Origin of the sequence: Salinimonas lutimaris (assembly GCF_005222225.1) — a bacterium.
In the GTDB taxonomy this organism is placed as follows: domain Bacteria; phylum Pseudomonadota; class Gammaproteobacteria; order Enterobacterales; family Alteromonadaceae; genus Alteromonas; species Alteromonas lutimaris.
Genome location: NZ_CP036536.1, coordinates 550,591 through 565,548, shown reverse-complemented (window position 1 = coordinate 565,548; position 14,958 = coordinate 550,591). Strand labels below are relative to the sequence as shown.

17 protein-coding genes are annotated in these 14,958 nt (G+C 49.8%); 9 read left to right on the top strand and 8 right to left on the bottom strand.

What is annotated here, in order from left to right; all coding sequences use genetic code 11:
* Positions 1-234 (bottom strand): hypothetical protein, encoded by a 234-nt coding sequence (locus EZV72_RS02465; RefSeq protein ID WP_137165741.1) that lies wholly within the window; start codon positions 232-234, stop codon positions 1-3.
* A gap of 145 nt (positions 235-379) precedes the next feature.
* Between EZV72_RS02465 and pip the strand changes: the two genes are divergently transcribed.
* The 3 genes from pip to EZV72_RS02450 all read left to right on the top strand — a co-directional run bounded on the left by pip (position 380) and on the right by EZV72_RS02450 (position 2,776).
* On the top strand, positions 380-1,354 hold the full coding sequence (pip, locus tag EZV72_RS02460; RefSeq protein WP_137165740.1) for a prolyl aminopeptidase: 975 nt from the start codon (positions 380-382) through the stop codon (positions 1,352-1,354).
* Positions 1,351-1,788 (top strand): D-aminoacyl-tRNA deacylase, encoded by a 438-nt coding sequence (gene dtd / locus EZV72_RS02455; protein ID WP_137165739.1) that lies wholly within the window; start codon positions 1,351-1,353, stop codon positions 1,786-1,788. The genes pip and dtd overlap by 4 nt, the downstream gene beginning before the upstream one ends.
* A 67-nt stretch (positions 1,789-1,855) precedes the next feature.
* Positions 1,856-2,776 (top strand): bifunctional GNAT family N-acetyltransferase/hotdog fold thioesterase, encoded by a 921-nt coding sequence (locus tag EZV72_RS02450; protein ID WP_137165738.1) that lies wholly within the window; start codon positions 1,856-1,858, stop codon positions 2,774-2,776.
* 64 nt (positions 2,777-2,840) lie between these two features.
* On the opposite strand, the gene rpoH is transcribed toward EZV72_RS02450, so the two are convergent.
* The gene (gene rpoH, locus EZV72_RS02445; protein ID WP_137165737.1) at positions 2,841-3,695 is read right to left on the bottom strand and encodes an RNA polymerase sigma factor RpoH; all 855 of its coding nucleotides are present in this window, start codon (positions 3,693-3,695) and stop codon (positions 2,841-2,843) included.
* A gap of 390 nt (positions 3,696-4,085) precedes the next feature.
* Here rpoH and EZV72_RS02440 point away from each other — a divergent pair, with 390 nt between their 5' ends.
* Both EZV72_RS02440 and EZV72_RS02435 read left to right on the top strand, forming a co-directional pair.
* Positions 4,086-5,309: an EAL and HDOD domain-containing protein gene (locus tag EZV72_RS02440; RefSeq protein WP_137165736.1), complete on the top strand. Its 1,224-nt coding sequence runs from the start codon at positions 4,086-4,088 to the stop codon at positions 5,307-5,309.
* Between the two features lie 85 nt (positions 5,310-5,394).
* Positions 5,395-6,630, top strand: a complete 1,236-nt coding sequence (locus EZV72_RS02435) for an EAL and HDOD domain-containing protein (protein ID WP_137165735.1) — start codon at positions 5,395-5,397, stop codon at positions 6,628-6,630.
* 3 nt (positions 6,631-6,633) lie between these two features.
* Here EZV72_RS02435 and ftsX read toward each other — a convergent pair whose 3' ends face one another.
* From ftsX to ftsY, 3 genes are read right to left on the bottom strand one after another with little or no spacing between them, the layout of a single operon-like run.
* On the bottom strand, positions 6,634-7,614 hold the full coding sequence (ftsX, locus tag EZV72_RS02430) for a permease-like cell division protein FtsX (protein ID WP_137165734.1): 981 nt from the start codon (positions 7,612-7,614) through the stop codon (positions 6,634-6,636).
* Positions 7,611-8,297 (bottom strand): cell division ATP-binding protein FtsE, encoded by a 687-nt coding sequence (gene ftsE, locus EZV72_RS02425; protein ID WP_137165733.1) that lies wholly within the window; start codon positions 8,295-8,297, stop codon positions 7,611-7,613. The genes ftsX and ftsE overlap by 4 nt, the downstream gene beginning before the upstream one ends.
* 27 nt (positions 8,298-8,324) lie before the next feature.
* Positions 8,325-9,956 carry a signal recognition particle-docking protein FtsY gene (gene ftsY / locus EZV72_RS02420; RefSeq protein WP_137165732.1) on the bottom strand — a complete coding sequence of 544 codons (1,632 nt, stop codon included), beginning with the start codon at positions 9,954-9,956 and terminating at the stop codon, positions 8,325-8,327.
* An 85-nt stretch (positions 9,957-10,041) separates the two neighbouring features.
* On the opposite strand from ftsY, the gene rsmD reads away from it, so the two are divergent.
* On the top strand, positions 10,042-10,638 hold the full coding sequence (rsmD, locus tag EZV72_RS02415) for a 16S rRNA (guanine(966)-N(2))-methyltransferase RsmD (RefSeq protein ID WP_137168634.1): 597 nt from the start codon (positions 10,042-10,044) through the stop codon (positions 10,636-10,638).
* On the opposite strand, the gene EZV72_RS02410 is transcribed toward rsmD, so the two are convergent.
* A complete protein-coding gene (locus EZV72_RS02410; RefSeq protein WP_137165731.1) occupies positions 10,635-11,213 on the bottom strand; it encodes a YjaG family protein in 579 nt (192 codons plus the stop codon). The two genes, rsmD and EZV72_RS02410, sit on opposite strands and share 4 nt — an antisense overlap.
* On the bottom strand, positions 11,210-11,815 hold the full coding sequence (locus tag EZV72_RS02405; protein WP_137165730.1) for a YhgN family NAAT transporter: 606 nt from the start codon (positions 11,813-11,815) through the stop codon (positions 11,210-11,212). The genes EZV72_RS02410 and EZV72_RS02405 overlap by 4 nt, the downstream gene beginning before the upstream one ends.
* 145 nt (positions 11,816-11,960) lie before the next feature.
* Between EZV72_RS02405 and EZV72_RS02400 the strand changes: the two genes are divergently transcribed.
* Complete coding sequence (locus tag EZV72_RS02400) at positions 11,961-12,143, top strand: helix-turn-helix domain-containing protein (RefSeq protein ID WP_137165729.1); 183 nt, start codon at positions 11,961-11,963, stop codon at positions 12,141-12,143.
* A 57-nt stretch (positions 12,144-12,200) separates the two neighbouring features.
* Here the strand turns inward: EZV72_RS02400 and pepB are convergent, their stop codons facing one another.
* A complete protein-coding gene (gene pepB / locus EZV72_RS02395) occupies positions 12,201-13,484 on the bottom strand; it encodes an aminopeptidase PepB (RefSeq protein ID WP_137165728.1) in 1,284 nt (427 codons plus the stop codon).
* Between the two features lie 54 nt (positions 13,485-13,538).
* On the opposite strand from pepB, the gene sfsA reads away from it, so the two are divergent.
* Both sfsA and dksA read left to right on the top strand, forming a co-directional pair.
* Positions 13,539-14,240 carry a DNA/RNA nuclease SfsA gene (gene sfsA, locus EZV72_RS02390; RefSeq protein ID WP_137165727.1) on the top strand — a complete coding sequence of 234 codons (702 nt, stop codon included), beginning with the start codon at positions 13,539-13,541 and terminating at the stop codon, positions 14,238-14,240.
* Positions 14,241-14,456: 216 nt separating this feature from the next.
* Positions 14,457-14,906, top strand: coding sequence for an RNA polymerase-binding protein DksA (dksA, locus tag EZV72_RS02385; protein WP_137165726.1), 450 nt, complete (start codon positions 14,457-14,459; stop codon positions 14,904-14,906).
* The last annotated feature ends 52 nt before the right edge of the window (positions 14,907-14,958 follow it).

Genomic DNA, 14,958 nt, shown 5'->3' with positions numbered 1-14,958 from the left:
CTAAACATCTCCTTTGTAGGTTGCGGCATCAATGATGGCCCATAAGTGAAAAATGGCGCCCACCGGCCACAGAAAAATAAAAATAACTGTTACTGCGAGGCCATAGCATGCCCACGTCACCAGAAAAAACATAATCGCTTTAAACAGCCTGCCCTGCACCAAATGGCCCAGACCGGGAATAAATACATTACACAATGCGGCGATTACATTTCCGCCAGAACCTTGACCTGCCATGTCGACATCCTCGTATATTGACTCAAATTATGTTTTAGTAACCTTATTCTATTTGTCGCTGGGGATGTAACCTGATTACAACGATGGCCAGCGGCAGGTTATAAGCTAAACCAAAACAACAAGCTAAACAACGCGCTGCAATAAAATGAAACGACTTTACCCGGACATTGGATGTTATTACAGCAACTATTTGCACACCGCAGATGGCAGCGCTTTGTATTTTGAGCAAAGCGGTAACCCACAAGGGATACCGGTGTTATATATACACGGCGGGCCCGGTGCTGGATTAGCGCCGCACTACAAACGATTTTTTGATACTAACCGGTACCGCGTGATTGCCTTTGAGCAGCGCGGATGCGGGCGCTCTAAACCGTTTGGCAGTCTGATAAATAATACCACCGATCACACTCTGGCCGATATCAATGCCCTGCGGGAGCACCTCAATATTGACCAGTGGGTATTATTTGGTGGCTCATGGGGAGCAACGCTGGCCCTGCTATCTGCTATACAGCAGCCTCACACTGTGCTGGCACTGATCCTAAGAGGAACATTCTTAGGCCGCCAGGAAGACCGTGAATGGTTCCTAGGCCCTCAGGGCGGCGGCGCCACCCTGTTCCCTGAGCACTATGATATGTTTATCGCGGATATTCCTGAGCCCACAGACTGTGATGCTATATGCCAGTGGTATGAACAGGCGTTTAATCAGACTGACACCAATGAACGTTTGCTGGCCCTGAAGCGCTGGTATGTGTGGGAGGAGCGCTTATCCCGGTTATCCTTACCGCCGGGCACCGGTGACATTACCACCCATTATCCGCTTAATCTGGTCACCAGTCTGGCCAGGCTGGAGTGCCACTATCTGCTCAATCACTGTTTTATCGCAGAAAACTATATTCTGGATAATATCGATCAAATCGCCGACATTCCCGGCATTATCGTGCACGGCAGGTATGATGTTATCTGCCCTACCCGGTCAGCCTGGCAACTGCATAAAGCCTGGAAATCCAGTGAACTGGACATTGTGCCGGATGCCGGTCACAGTACCAGCGAACCGGGCGTGGCATTACGTTTATGCCGGGCAACCCGGGAAATGTCCCGTTTTATCAAAGGATCTTCATGATTGCACTTATTCAGCGCGTATCCCGCGCCTCTGTTGAAGTAAACCAGGCCACCATTAGTCAGATAGGTCATGGCATGCTGGTGCTGCTGGGCGTAGAGAAAACCGACGGTCAGGAAACTATCGACAAACTGGTGAAAAAGCTGGCCAATTACCGCATGTTCAGCGACGAAGACGGCAAAATGAACCTGAATGTGCAGCAGGCCAAAGGCGAGATCCTGCTAGTTTCCCAGTTCACGCTGGTGGCAGACACCCAGAAAGGAAACCGGCCTGGCTTTTCCCGTGGTGCTTCGCCTGCACACGGCGAGCATATTTATCAGCAGACAATTGCCGCTATTCAGCAGGCAGGCCTGCCACTGGCCACCGGTCAGTTTGGTGCGGATATGCAGGTGTCACTGGTGAATGACGGGCCGGTAACGTTCCAGTTTACCTTTTAACACGTATAACTTGTGACTATAGCCTGGTTGCGGTTAAATGGTGTGTTAATTATTACTAGGGGTCGCTGTGTTCAGAGTTGTAAAACCAGAAACTGAAGAACAACTGGAAGCGTATTTTAAATTTCGCTGGACGTATCTGCGTCAGCCGTGGAATTTTCCACCTGGCTCAGAGAAAGACGAATACGAGCAGGTAGCCGAACACCGGACGCTGATCAACGGCGCCGGAGAGATTGTTGCCTGTGGCCGGGTGCATATGAATACGGCTGAAGAAGCGCAGATTCGGCATATCGCCGTGCACAGCGACTACCTGCGGCGCGGTCTCGGACAAATGATTCTGGGGGCGCTGGAGAATGTGGCCCGGGATATGGGCGCAATTCGCGCGGTTACCAACAGCCGCGAAACATCCATTGATTTCTTTTCTTCCTGTGGCTTTGCTATTGAGCGCGAAGCGCCCAACGAACTGGGGATGCTGAAGCGCCAGCAGATGGTGAAAAAACTGTCAGACATGAGTTCACTGATTCTGCATCCCAAATGGTGCAAAGAGCTTCAGGATACCTGGACAGACACCATTCCCATCACTGAACATATGGGCATTAAGCTGCATCAGTACAGTGGCAGAACGCTGGAAACCCGGGCATCACTGAACAAAAACATCAATATTCACGGTACGATGTTTGCCGGCAGTATATTCTCACTGGCTACCCTGACCGGCTGGGGCATGTTATATCTGCAATTAAAAGAGCGCCAGTTAGGTGGAGATATTGTGCTGGGTGATGGCGATATTCATTACCATAAGCCCATCACCATGAAGCCGCGGGCGGTTTGTCATATTGAATCGGTCGGAGGGAAATACGCGCTGGTAGAAAAAGGCAAAAAGAGCCGGTTTATCCTGCAAGTCGATATTTTAGATGATGACCAGCCGGTGGCGGAATTTAAAGGGGTTTACTGGATCTTGCCGGTCGGGGGCAAAGATAAACTCGGCTCCTAGTTCACCAACCGAAAAAAAGACACAAAAAAAGCGCCTGAAGGCGCTTTTTTTCAATACAAGCTGGTTAGGCAACCATGGCCGCCTGCAGCTTCTTCATTGCATTTTTCTCAATCTGACGTACACGCTCCGCAGACACCTGATACTTATCAGCCAGGTCCTGTAACGTGATCTTGTTGTCAGCCAGCCAGCGTGTCTCAATAATATCCTGACTACGCTCATCCAGTGCACGGATGGCCGAGTGCAAACGTTTATTCGCATTGGTGTCCCAGTCCTGATTAATCACTTCTGTTTCCACATCAGTGCTTTTATCTTCAAGAAACTGAACCGGTGCAAAATTACCGTTTTCATCGTCATCGGCACTCAAATCGAAGGCCTGGTCCTGGCTGCTCATACGCGCTTCCATTTGCAGTACTTCTTTGGTGCTGACACCTAATTCGTTAGCCACGGTCTGAACTTCATCGTGGGTAAACCAACCAAGACGCTTCTTCGCCTTACGCAGGTTAAAGAATAATTTACGCTGCGCTTTGGTAGTGGCAACTTTCACAATACGCCAGTTTTTCAGCACATATTCATGGATCTCAGCTTTGATCCAATGCACTGCAAATGAAACCAGACGCACGCCAACGGTTGGGTCAAACCGTTTTACGGCTTTCATCAAGCCGATGTTGCCTTCCTGAATCAGATCCGCCTGTGGCAGACCATAACCCGAATACGACTTGGCGATATGCACAACAAAGCGCAGATGCGACATCACCAGCTTGCGTGCAGCTTCGATATCTTCATCTTCTCTTAATCTCAGGGCCAAAGAACGTTCCTCTTCAGCAGTTAGCATATTAATAGTACTAACAGCCTGAATGTAGCCTTCGATGCTACCGTTGTGAGGAACCGCAAGGGCCATTGATTGCATTGTTTTGCTCATAATCACCTCAGTTATTTAAGCACCCTATTGTACCAACTTGAGCGCCGTTTTGCGAATGAGTACACTCGCACGAGTTGAAATGTATGGTCAATTTGTCAAAATGACAAGTATCGGAACATAAAAAAGTAAAAAAGTTCCGGCTTAACATTGTTCTTCAGGTGACAAACTGCCCTGTGCAGTGTAGATCTAAATGATCAAAAGTGGCAGTTGCTCGTCCTGATAGATCGCTGTTTTAGCCGTTGCCCGACACTTCTTGTAAAACGAAGTACTTCCAATGGACTGCGCATGTTGATCATCTTTAGTCGAGCAAGTTGTATACCAGACCGCCGTGAAAGCAGAATGACGGTGTGAATTTAACAGTCGGATTAACAGGGAAAGGAGTTGTATTCGATGTTTGCCTATGTTGCACGCCAGCCCATCTATACCGCGACGCGTGAGTTATATGCCTATGAAGTTTTGTTTCGAGATGGGAAGACTAATGGTTTTCCGGATATCTCACCGGATGAAGCCACTTCCAGAATTATTACGTCAACCCATTTAAGTCTTGGTTTAGAAGAAGTTACCGGCGATCATTACGCCTTTATCAACTTTCATCAGGACACTCTGATGCATCGCTTTCCAACCTCACTGGATCCGTTGCGCACCGTTATTGAGGTGGTTGAAACGGTGAATGTTACTCCGCAACTGATACAGGCCTGCAAACATTTGCGCGGGCTGGGATATCAAATTGCTCTGGATGACTATGATACCAGTGAACGATGGGAGCCATTTTTACCCTTCACCAGTATCATCAAGTTTGATATTCGTGAAACACCCCATGAAAAAATTGCACAGCTTGTGCCTCTGCTCAAAGAACAGGGGATCAGGCTGGTGGCAGAAAAAGTGGAAACCTACGCTGAATTTAAGCAGTTTCGTAATATGGGGTTTGATTATTTTCAGGGCTATTTTCTGGCGCGACCAGAGCTGATTAAACATCGCAAGCTTAACAGTAATCAGCTAACCATGATTCAGCTGCTTACTGAGTCCGGCTCGGGACACATGAATCTGGATCGGATCAACGACATTATTGAGCGGGATCCGTCACTGACCTTCCAGCTGTTGCGTTTTATTAATAACCCGCTGGTCAGTAAACGCAACAAGATTACCTCTTTACGTCATGCATTGAATTATATGGGCGAAGTGGAAATTAAGAAATTTGTCGCGCTGCTGGCCCTGGCAAATATAAGTCAGGACTCGCCGGATGATCTGATGAATATGTCACTGGTCAGAGCCAAGTTCTGTGAGCAGTTGTGTCAGGAAAATACCCAGTTGGAGACGGATGATAATGCCGGCTTTTTGTTGGGGCTGTTATCGCTGCTTGATGCGATGATGGAACAGCCCATGGACGAGCTGGTCAGTAAAATCCCGTTAAATGAAAATGTACAGCAGGCGCTGTGCAAAAAGCCTGGCTGGCTTCGCCACTGTGTGCAGCTGGCGGAATATTTTGAACAGGGTCACTGGGCCGGTATCAAAGCATTCAGCGTAAAATACGATATTGACCAGCGACAATTACATCATTGTTTTAACTCAGCAATTAGCTGGGCCAGCAAAATTCAACTATCCTGTCATCAATAGTTCACTTTGGCTGGTATGTCGCCTGAGGCTGCGGTAAAGTGGCGTATCGCAGCGCTATTCCCATGCTGTTAAACGGATAAATACTATGTTCGCGTTTGTTGCCCGACAACCTATCTTAACCAGTCAAAAAGATGTTTATGCCTACGAGTTACTATTTCGTGACGGCAAAGCTGGCACTTATCCTGAACCAGCGTCAGACAAAGTCAAAGCGCTTGCCGAACAGTTCAATCCGCTTGGTCTGGATGATCTTAGTGGTGAAAAAACCTCGTTTATTAACTTCAGCCCGGAAATTATTATTTCGCGGTTTCCCACCACGTTAAACCCGGATCAGGTTGTGGTTGAGCTAAGCGGGTTAACCAGCCAGCCACCGGGCCTGTCAGAAGCGCTCAAACATATCAAGCAAATGGGATTCAGGCTGGCCCTTGATGATCCTATGATGCTGAACCAGCAGACAGACCTTCTGAATCTGGCGGATATTGTTAAAGTCGATGCCAGCAGATTAACGGTAAATCATATCGAAGAGCGAATCGGTCGTTATAAAGACGCCGATGTCAGTCTGATTGCCAATAATGTGGCATCCCAGTCGTTGTTTACTGACTGTCTGCAGGCCGGTTTTGATTATTTTCAGGGATACTTTTTTGCTCAGCCGGAATCCCGGCTCTCCCGCAAACTGCCAGCCTCAAAAATGAACCTTGTGGATTTGATAGGCGAAAGTGCCAGTGAAGAATTCAACCTGGATCGCATCAATCAGATTATTGAACGGGACGCGGCGCTAAGCTTTTTGCTGCTCAAATTTATTAATAACCCGGCGATTAATAAACGCTATCAAATCAGCTCACTGAAACATGCCCTGACCTACATGGGCGAAGTAGAGATTAAAAAGTTTATTGCGTTACTATCGGTGACTCAGATGGGCGACGATAAACCACTGGAACTGATTCACATGTCACTGGTACGGGCTAAATTTTTTGATTTGTTGTCTCAGCAGCGTAAACAGCACACCAACCCGCCTATCGGCTTTTTGGTGGGTTTATTTTCACTGCTCGATGCCTTGCTCGATCAGGATATGCCAAATATTCTTAAACAGTTGCCACTGACCGATGAGGTTAATGACGCACTGTTAGGTAAATCCAATGAATTTAACCACTACCTTGTGCTGGTCAGGGCTTTTGAGGGAGCGTTATGGTCAAATGTGGTGAAGCAGTCGAAGGCGCTGGAAACAGATCAGAAAACACTGCATGCGCTGTTTAACCAAGCGATTGTGTGGGGCAACAGTGTGCGTAACACCCTGTCATCCCACTTTCCCAACGCACGCGGTTAAGTATTACTGCGGTTCAATTTCGCTGACGTGGCGCTGTACAGATATCAATGAACCTATCAGGCCCAATCCCACCGACAGACCCAGCATGGTTAGCAGCGCGGTGCCGGTCAGCCCGGTGATGTTGAACTCTTTTTGATACATGGCTGCAAAAGCCTGAATACTGCTGTCCATCCACCACAGTATAAGGATGACCGCAAACCAGGCGATCAGTCCGCCTAGCAAACCGTACCAGAAACCGGTATATAAAAATGGCCGGTGAATAAAGGCATCGGTAGCCCCCACCAGCTTCATCACCAGAATTTCATCCCGCTTGTTTAAAATATTCAGCCGAATAGTATTGCCAATAATCAGTACCACAGAGATAAACAGCAGACCGCCTATCAGGGTCACCAGTTCACGGGCAATATTGAGCACGGCGTACAAACGCTCCAGCCACTCTATATCCAGTTTACCGACATCGACCTCACGTTCGTCTTTGAGCTTTTCCAGCAATCTGGCCGCCGCATCCGGGGTACTGTGCTTTTGCGTCGGCGCCACCAGCACCACATCCGGCAGCGGGTTTGACTCAAGATAAGCCACTGCGTCACCCAGCCCCGACATATGCTGAAATTCTTTTAGCGCATCATCAGCCGGAATGTAAGTCACGCTGTCTACTTCCGGCCAGGTTTTTATCCGGGTAATGAGCTGCTGGGCGCTACCGGCATTGGTGGATTCGGTTAAAAACAGTGAGATTTCCGATGCCTGCTCCCATCCTGCACTGATTTTTTCGGTATTTTTGACCAAAATATACAAAGTACTGGGCAGGGTAATACTGAGTCCCAGCACACCGATGGTCATCAGTGAGGCTGCCGGCTGCCGCCATAACTCTCCCAGACTGCCCAGGGCCTGCCGGATGTGCGAGATGAAAAACATAACCAGCGCCTGGGAAAATCCGATTTTGCGATCACTGGCTCCCTGAGCGCGACCTTTAAATAAGATGCTCACTCGGTTTCTCCTGTCTCTTCGGTCAGTCCGTCGGTGATCATACGCCCATCCTTCAGGGTCAGGGTGCGATAACGCATACGGGCAATCAGCCCCAGATCGTGGGTAGCAATCAGTACCGATACTCCGGCCTGATTAAAGTCTTCAAATAACCGCACAATTTCCATGGATAATTTGGGGTCAAGGTTGCCGGTAGGCTCATCAGCCAGCAGTAAAGGCGGTTTATTTACCACCGCCCGTGCAATGCCAACCCGCTGCTGCTCGCCGCCAGAGAGCATGGCAGGCAGGTCGAGGGCTTTATCGCGCAGCCCGACCATATCCAGTGCCGCATGCACACGCTTGCTGGTTTCCTTATGCCCGTAGCCTTCAATGATGAGCGGCAGTGCCACGTTATCAAATACAGACTTATCCATCAGCAACTGATGGCTTTGAAAAATCATCCCGATATCCCGGCGAATATAAGCAATTTGCCGGCGCTTGATCGTGTTTAAGTCATGCCCGTTGATCAGCACCCGGCCTACCGTGGGACGTTCCATAATGCTGATAAGTTTCAGCAGTGTGCTTTTACCGGCTCCCGAATGACCGGTTAAAAAGGCCATTTCACCGGGGGCAATATGAAAGTCCACCTTGCTGAGGGCGCGCTGCCCGCCAGGATAGGTTTTACTTACCTGTTCAAACTTAATCATCCGCGTGTCCTGCTACCCTGCGTGTTATTATTGTTGAGTACGCCCTTCCACTTCGCTGAACAGCGCGTCGGTGAATTCGTCACCATTAAAGGCCCGCAGATCATCAATGCCCTCACCCACACCAATGTAGCGAATAGGGATCTTAAACTGATCAGCAATCGAGAAAATGACCCCACCCTTGGCAGTGCCGTCCAGTTTGGTCAGGGTAATCCCGCTCAGACTGACCGCCTCGTTAAACAGTTTTGCCTGGCTAACCGCATTCTGGCCGGTAGCCGCATCCAGGGTCAGCATGACTTCATGGGGCGCTTCCGGATTCAGCTTTTTCATCACCCGTACGACTTTTTTAAGCTCTTCCATCAGGTTGTTTTTGTTTTGCAGACGACCCGCGGTATCAGCAATCAGCACGTCCATTTTACGGGCTTTAGCTGCTTCCAGCGCATCGTACAGCACTGAGGCACTATCAGAACCGGTTGGCTGGGCAATCACCGGAATCGAGTTACGCTCCCCCCAGACTTCCAGTTGTTCAACCGCCGCAGCCCGGAATGTATCACCGGCTGCCAGCATGACTTTTTTGCCATCCTGCTGAAACTGTTTAGCCAGTTTACCGATGGTCGTGGTTTTACCCACCCCGTTAACCCCCACCATCAGAATCACAAACGGTCCATTGGCCGGGTCATGTTTGGCCATCACATCAGATAACGGTTCATCCACCTGATTAAGCATGCCGCGCATTTGCTCTTTGAGAATGTCCAGCAGGGCTTCGGCATCTTTAAGCTGCGAGCGTTTGGCACTGTCAGTCAGATTATCAATGATTTTCTGCGTGGTATTCATACCCACATCAGCCACCAGTAGCTGCGTTTCCAGCTCTTCGTACAAATCATCATCAATCGCCTTGCCCTTGAACAGGCTGATAAAACCACTGCCCAGATTGGTTTTGGTGCGCGACAGACTGTCTTTCAGGCGCGTAAACAACGAGCGTTTTTTCGGTTTTTCCTGTGGTTCAGGTTCTTTGACCGGCTCTGGCTCTGGCTCTGGCTCTGGCTCTGGCTCTGGCTCTGGCTCTGGCTCTGGCTCTGGCTCTGGCTCTGGCTCTGGCTCTGGCTCTGGCTCTGGCTCTGGCTCTGGCTCTGGCTCTGGCTCTGGCTCTGGCTCTGGCTCTGGCTCTGGCTCTGGCTCTGGCTCTGGCTCTGGCTCTGGCTCTGGCTCTGGCTCTGGCTCTGGCTCTGGCTCTGGCTCTGGCTCTGGCTCTGGCTCTGACTCTGGCTCTGGCTCTGGCTCTGGCTCTGGCGTTTCAGTGTGTGTGTCAGTCACTGTGGAGGCAAGCGCTCCATCATCTTTTTCTGATGCTGTTTCTAAAGGCGCATCCAACTGATCAGCCACTGTGTTGGAGGAGGCTTCATCCAGCGGCTCTTGTGCAACAGGCTGTGCGGATGTGTCAGCGCTGGTATCCACCTCTGGCTTAGCGCTACTCTCTGTCTGTGTCACCACCACTTCAGGCTGGTCAGACTCAGCGCTCTGCGGTTTGTCCAGCTCGACCGGTGCAGCGTCAGCACCCTGTCCAGAAGATTCAGCAGAGGTATTTTGTTCTGCCTGTTGAGGTGTATTTTTTTGTTCTTCCGATTTCTTTTTCTTACGGAACCAGCCAAAAAGTTTCGACATTTTGCGGACAAACCCTTATTAATTCAGTACAAATTCGGCTAAAATGAGCAGCCATATAGCCGCCATAATAGCATTGTCATTCAGTATGAAGCGAGCGCGTAAAACTCCCCACTCCACTTCCAGGCGCGGTGGCCACGTCCGGATTATTGCCGGACAATGGCGGGGCAGAAAACTCCCGGTGCATGATCTTGAAGGTCTGCGCCCGACTACCGACAGAAATAAAGAAACCCTGTTTAACTGGCTAATGCATGACACGCAAAATGCAGTGTGTCTGGATGTGTTTGCCGGTGCTGGCAGTCTGGGGATGGAAGCCCTGTCCCGCTATGCCAGCCAATGTGATTTCTTTGAAAAAGACGCCCAGGCAGCCTCTCAGCTTAAAACCAATCTTGCCACATTACAGGCAAACGGTATGGTCAGCTGCGGAGACGCCCTGTCATTGCTTAAAAACAGCCACAACAGTTACGATATCATCTTTATTGACCCGCCGTTTAATCACGGCCTGGTACAACCTGCGCTGGATATTATCGTACAGCGCCAGTTGATCAAACCCAACGGGCTGATTTATATCGAACAGGAGGCCAACGCCTCACTGCCGGCTATGCCTGATACGCTTCAAATCATTAAAAGCAAGCAGCTGTCCGGGCTGAGCTACCTGCTGATTGAAGCACAGGCGATGGATTAAATTTCCAGTCCGATATTAGAAATACCGGCTTCCAGGGCCAGCGTGCGCAGCGACTTAATCTGTTCGCTGTTGCGGCGCAGGTTCTCCAGGCTGTCGAGCAGTTCCTGCTGAACCTCTATTTCAAACTGCATGAGCGGATGCTGCTTCACATCATCGTCGGTGGCTTCACCGGTCATCAGCAGATAGGCCTCAACCGAGCCCTGCGATAATTTGCTGATCACCACGGCCCCTTGCAGGTCCTGTTGCAACAGCAAGTGCAGTGCTGAAGACAGTCCAATAGCCGCATCAATGGCCGGATATACCCCATAAAAATCGTAATCCTGAGTATCCGGGGTCACTTCCTCTACTTTTTCCAGTTGCAGGGAAAAGTTAATCTTACTTTTCGGTGCGCTCAGCCATTCCCAGATAAGGTCTAAGCACTTTCGGCACGCGCCTTCATCATCAAAGCCGGTACTATCACAAAACAGCTGATAATTGGGCAGCATTCTCTCCAGCAGAGCGGCACTGAAAGCCACGGCTTTCCAGTCAGTGAGTGCACGCACCCGGCCGAAGGTATTTAACTTATTCTGACTCATTCAAACATTCCTGAGGTGTGAGTAAAATATTGAGCGATGCCATCTAAGAACATCTGGATGGAGATCATGACCAGAATCATCCCCATTAATCTTTCCATTGCGGTGAGGCCACGCTCACCCAGTAATTTATGAAAGGCCCCGGAAAAGAACAGAATGACGGCACTGATAAACCAGGATACCCCGAGCGCCAGTGACCAGTCGGTCATCCGATCCGGATTCTGATTAGATAACAGTATCAACGCCGCCAGAGTAGAAGGCCCGGCAATCAGCGGAATAGCCAGCGGCACCAGAAAGGGCTCTTCGCCTACGGCCAGTCCAAGCGGATTACCCGACTGGGGGAAAATCATGCGCACGGCAATCAAAAACAACACAATTCCGCCGGCGATGCTGACGGTCTCCTGCTTAACATTCAAAAAGTCCAGCACTGCCTGTCCACTGAACAAAAAGGTAAACAAAATCACTAGGGCCAGAAACAGCTCCCGTACCAGGATAATTCTGCGGCGCTTCGGCTCGATGGATTTTAACACCGACATAAAAATAGGCAGATTGCCCAGCGGGTCCATGATGAGAAATAGCATAACCGCAGCGGACCAGGTATCCATAACTGCACGACTCCTGTTAGTAAATGGTGAACTGGCAAAATAAGCAACGTGGCATTACGCCTGCGCAATTTGTTTACAGATAAACTAGCAAATTGTCGCATTTACGCTTTACTTTTACTATCACCAAAAGCGAGGAGTATGTGATATGTCATTGATGAATGTTGAAGAAGTTGCTGATTATCTGGGAATTCAGGAAATCAGAGTACAGCGGCTACAGCGTGAAAGCCTGCTGACAGCCAAGGAGAAAGATGCACAGGGAGAGCCACTATTCGATAAAACTGACGTAGAACGTTACAAGCAACTCGCTGAGCGGCTTGGTGGTATATAGTATCATCAGATGAAATGGCATCTGGTGCCATCTCATCTGACTCTTGTATCTGCCGGTTTAGTAATCGTGCAGCATACGGGCAATTGAGCGAATCCCCTTCGCTGTGGCCCCTACCGGCATCTCTGAGGTACCAGAACTCTGATACGCAGCGGCCAGATCCAGATGAACCCAGCCCTTACCCTGCGGATTCACAAAGTGCGCCAGAAAGCCTGCGGCATTTGATGCACCGCCTGCACCGCCGCCTTTTTGCGGACGACTGTTTGCGGTGTCGGCAAATGATGATGGGCACCGGTTTTTATGAAACGCTTCTAGCGGTAATGGCCAGAATTTCTCATTTTCCGCCTGCGCACTGGACAACATTTTGTCACGCGCGGCATCGTCCATACTAAACACACCATGATAATCACCGCCCAGCGCCACCATGGCTGCACCCGTCAGGGTAGCCGCGTCAATAATCAGCGGCGCGTTTAGCTCGGTGGCACGAATCAGACCATCGGCCAGCACCAGGCGGCCTTCTGCATCGGTATTAACTACCTCAACTGTGACCCCATTTTTATAAGTCAGTACATCACCCAGCTTGTAAGCATGGCCACTAACCAGGTTTTCAGCGCAGCATAGCAGCAACTTGACCCGCTTGGTCAGTCCCTGCATCATCGCCAGACCAAGCGCACCGGTGACGGTGGCGGCGCCGCCCATGTCACATTTCATATCCAGCATACCTTCACTGGATTTCAGCGAGTAACCACCGCTGTCAAAGGTAATGCCTTTACCCACCAGGGCCGCATCGACCGGCGCATCGGGATTGCCAGTCGGATTGTAGTCCAGCTCTAAAAAGACCGGTGGACGCTCACTGCCCCGGCCCACATTGTAGATCCCGGTCCAGCCAGCCTCTTTTAATGCCTCACCGGTGATCATCTCAACGCTGACCTTATCGCCACCCAACTCCTGAATCCACTCGGCGGCGCGGGTTGCCAGATTTTCCGGGCTCAGATCTTCTGGCGTATCGTTAACCAGTTTGCGGGTAAAACGCAGCGCCGTGAAGTACTGCTCCAGACGCTCTTTGTCTTCGGTGTCTGCCCAGATGATATCGCCGGCGTTGCGCGGACGGGGAAAGCTCATGGCAAATTGCCACTGTTGATCAAAGCTCCACTGACCGTCCAGCTTTACCTTTTTGATATTCATGTTATCCACAGCGCGGGCGGTGACCGCAATTTTGCGTAATGCATCCTGTTCATCGTCAATATGCACGACCGCACCCTGTGCATTTAGGCTGAAAGGTGCGTTTTCGCCCCAGTGAGCCGCAGCCGGCTCAGATGACAGGGATACCAGAAAATCAGTCATAACATTTCCTTTATTGCTTGTTACACTTACGCCAAATAATCGTAAGTGGTGTTTATGCAGTTCAATACGTCTTTAATTCGCGGAAAGCTTATCCGCCGGTACAAACGTTTTCTTGCCGATGTTGAATTAGATAATGGCGACATTGTTGTTGCCCATTGCCCCAATACCGGAGCCATGACCGGCTGTGCCGAGCCCGGTTATACCGTGTTTTTGAGCCCGTCCACCAACCCTAAACGCAAGCTCGCCTATACTTGGGAGATCGCGCAGGATTTTCAGGGCCATATGATTGGCATTAATACCCATAACGCTAATAAGTTGGTAGCGGAGGCACTAAATAACAAGGCCATCGATGCATTCAGTCATGTAAAAAATGTGGTACAGGAAGTTACCCCACCGGGTGGCAGCAGTCGTTTTGATTTTGCCCTTGAGTCAGAGGCCGGGACAGAATATCTGGAAGTTAAATCGGTCACATTACGGCGCGGGCAACAGGGTTACTTTCCCGACGCAGTAACCACCCGCGGCACTAAACATTGTCTTGAACTGGCTGCGCTGGCCCGCCAGGGGATTCACACCACCTTAGCTTTTTGTGTGCAGCACACCGGTATTGAGGAAGTTTTGATTGCACAGGATATTGATCCTCGCTACGGTGAAGCCGTAAAGGAAGCCCAGCACGAAGGGGTGAGAGTACTGGCATTAGGCTGTGTAATAAATCAACAAAATATTTTTATAAATCAGATACTCCCAGTGATACTGTAAAAAACTGGTTGATTTTTTTATTTACAACGCCATATTTGCGCCTTGCTTTTACCTTTGCAACACCGAAAAGGTTGCTTACGCGGTGTTTCCCAATCGAGCTGGGACGCCAGTAGAAAGGTTACTTTGACTACCCGCATTGCTCCGGAATGACTATTCTGATATAGATAGTCGGTTTTTTGAGACATCGCGAGTGTCGTAGTGTAGGAGATGTGGCACATGCCAACAGGAAAAGAATCAAAATCCCTAGGACTCTTAGCATTAGCGGGGCTGGATCCATATCAGCCCAAGCCTGATGAAGAGTATATGAACGAACCGCAGATGGAACATTTCCGTTTGTTGTTGAAAGCATGGCGTGACCAACTTCGTCAGGAAGTTGACCGCACCGTAACTCACATGAAAGACGAAGCAGCAAACTTCCCTGATCCGGTGGATCGTGCTGCTCAGGAAGAAGAGTTCAGTCTTGAGCTGCGTACACGTGACCGTGAGCGCAAGCTAATCAAAAAGATTGAAAAAACGCTTAAGCGTATTGAAGAAGATGATTTCGGCTTCTGTGATCAGTGTGGTATTGAAATTGGCATCCGTCGCTTAGAAGCACGTCCTACTGCTGATTTATGTATTGACTGCAAAACCATGGCAGAAATCAAAGAAAAGCAACTTCAGGGTTAATGCTGTTGTTGTAATGCCAGGCGGTAACGAAGCTATTTCGCTACCGCGGGCC

Excerpts from the sequence above, each read along its gene's own strand:
- EZV72_RS02465 (WP_137165741.1), bottom strand. The coding sequence starts at position 234 with ATGGCAGGTCAAGGTTCTGGCGGAAATGTAATCGCCGCATTGTGTAAT.
- pip (WP_137165740.1), top strand. The coding sequence starts at position 380 with ATGAAACGACTTTACCCGGACATTGGATGTTATTACAGCAACTATTTG.
- dtd (WP_137165739.1), top strand. The coding sequence starts at position 1,351 with ATGATTGCACTTATTCAGCGCGTATCCCGCGCCTCTGTTGAAGTAAAC.
- rpoH (WP_137165737.1), bottom strand. The coding sequence starts at position 3,695 with ATGAGCAAAACAATGCAATCAATGGCCCTTGCGGTTCCTCACAACGGT.
- EZV72_RS02440 (WP_137165736.1), top strand. The coding sequence starts at position 4,086 with ATGTTTGCCTATGTTGCACGCCAGCCCATCTATACCGCGACGCGTGAG.
- EZV72_RS02435 (WP_137165735.1), top strand. The coding sequence starts at position 5,395 with ATGTTCGCGTTTGTTGCCCGACAACCTATCTTAACCAGTCAAAAAGAT.
- ftsE (WP_137165733.1), bottom strand. The coding sequence starts at position 8,297 with ATGATTAAGTTTGAACAGGTAAGTAAAACCTATCCTGGCGGGCAGCGC.
- ftsY (WP_137165732.1), bottom strand. The coding sequence starts at position 9,956 with ATGTCGAAACTTTTTGGCTGGTTCCGTAAGAAAAAGAAATCGGAAGAA.
- rsmD (WP_137168634.1), top strand. The coding sequence starts at position 10,042 with ATGAAGCGAGCGCGTAAAACTCCCCACTCCACTTCCAGGCGCGGTGGC.
- EZV72_RS02410 (WP_137165731.1), bottom strand. The coding sequence starts at position 11,213 with ATGAGTCAGAATAAGTTAAATACCTTCGGCCGGGTGCGTGCACTCACT.
- EZV72_RS02405 (WP_137165730.1), bottom strand. The coding sequence starts at position 11,815 with ATGGATACCTGGTCCGCTGCGGTTATGCTATTTCTCATCATGGACCCG.
- EZV72_RS02400 (WP_137165729.1), top strand. The coding sequence starts at position 11,961 with ATGTCATTGATGAATGTTGAAGAAGTTGCTGATTATCTGGGAATTCAG.
- pepB (WP_137165728.1), bottom strand. The coding sequence starts at position 13,484 with ATGACTGATTTTCTGGTATCCCTGTCATCTGAGCCGGCTGCGGCTCAC.
- sfsA (WP_137165727.1), top strand. The coding sequence starts at position 13,539 with ATGCAGTTCAATACGTCTTTAATTCGCGGAAAGCTTATCCGCCGGTAC.
- dksA (WP_137165726.1), top strand. The coding sequence starts at position 14,457 with ATGCCAACAGGAAAAGAATCAAAATCCCTAGGACTCTTAGCATTAGCG.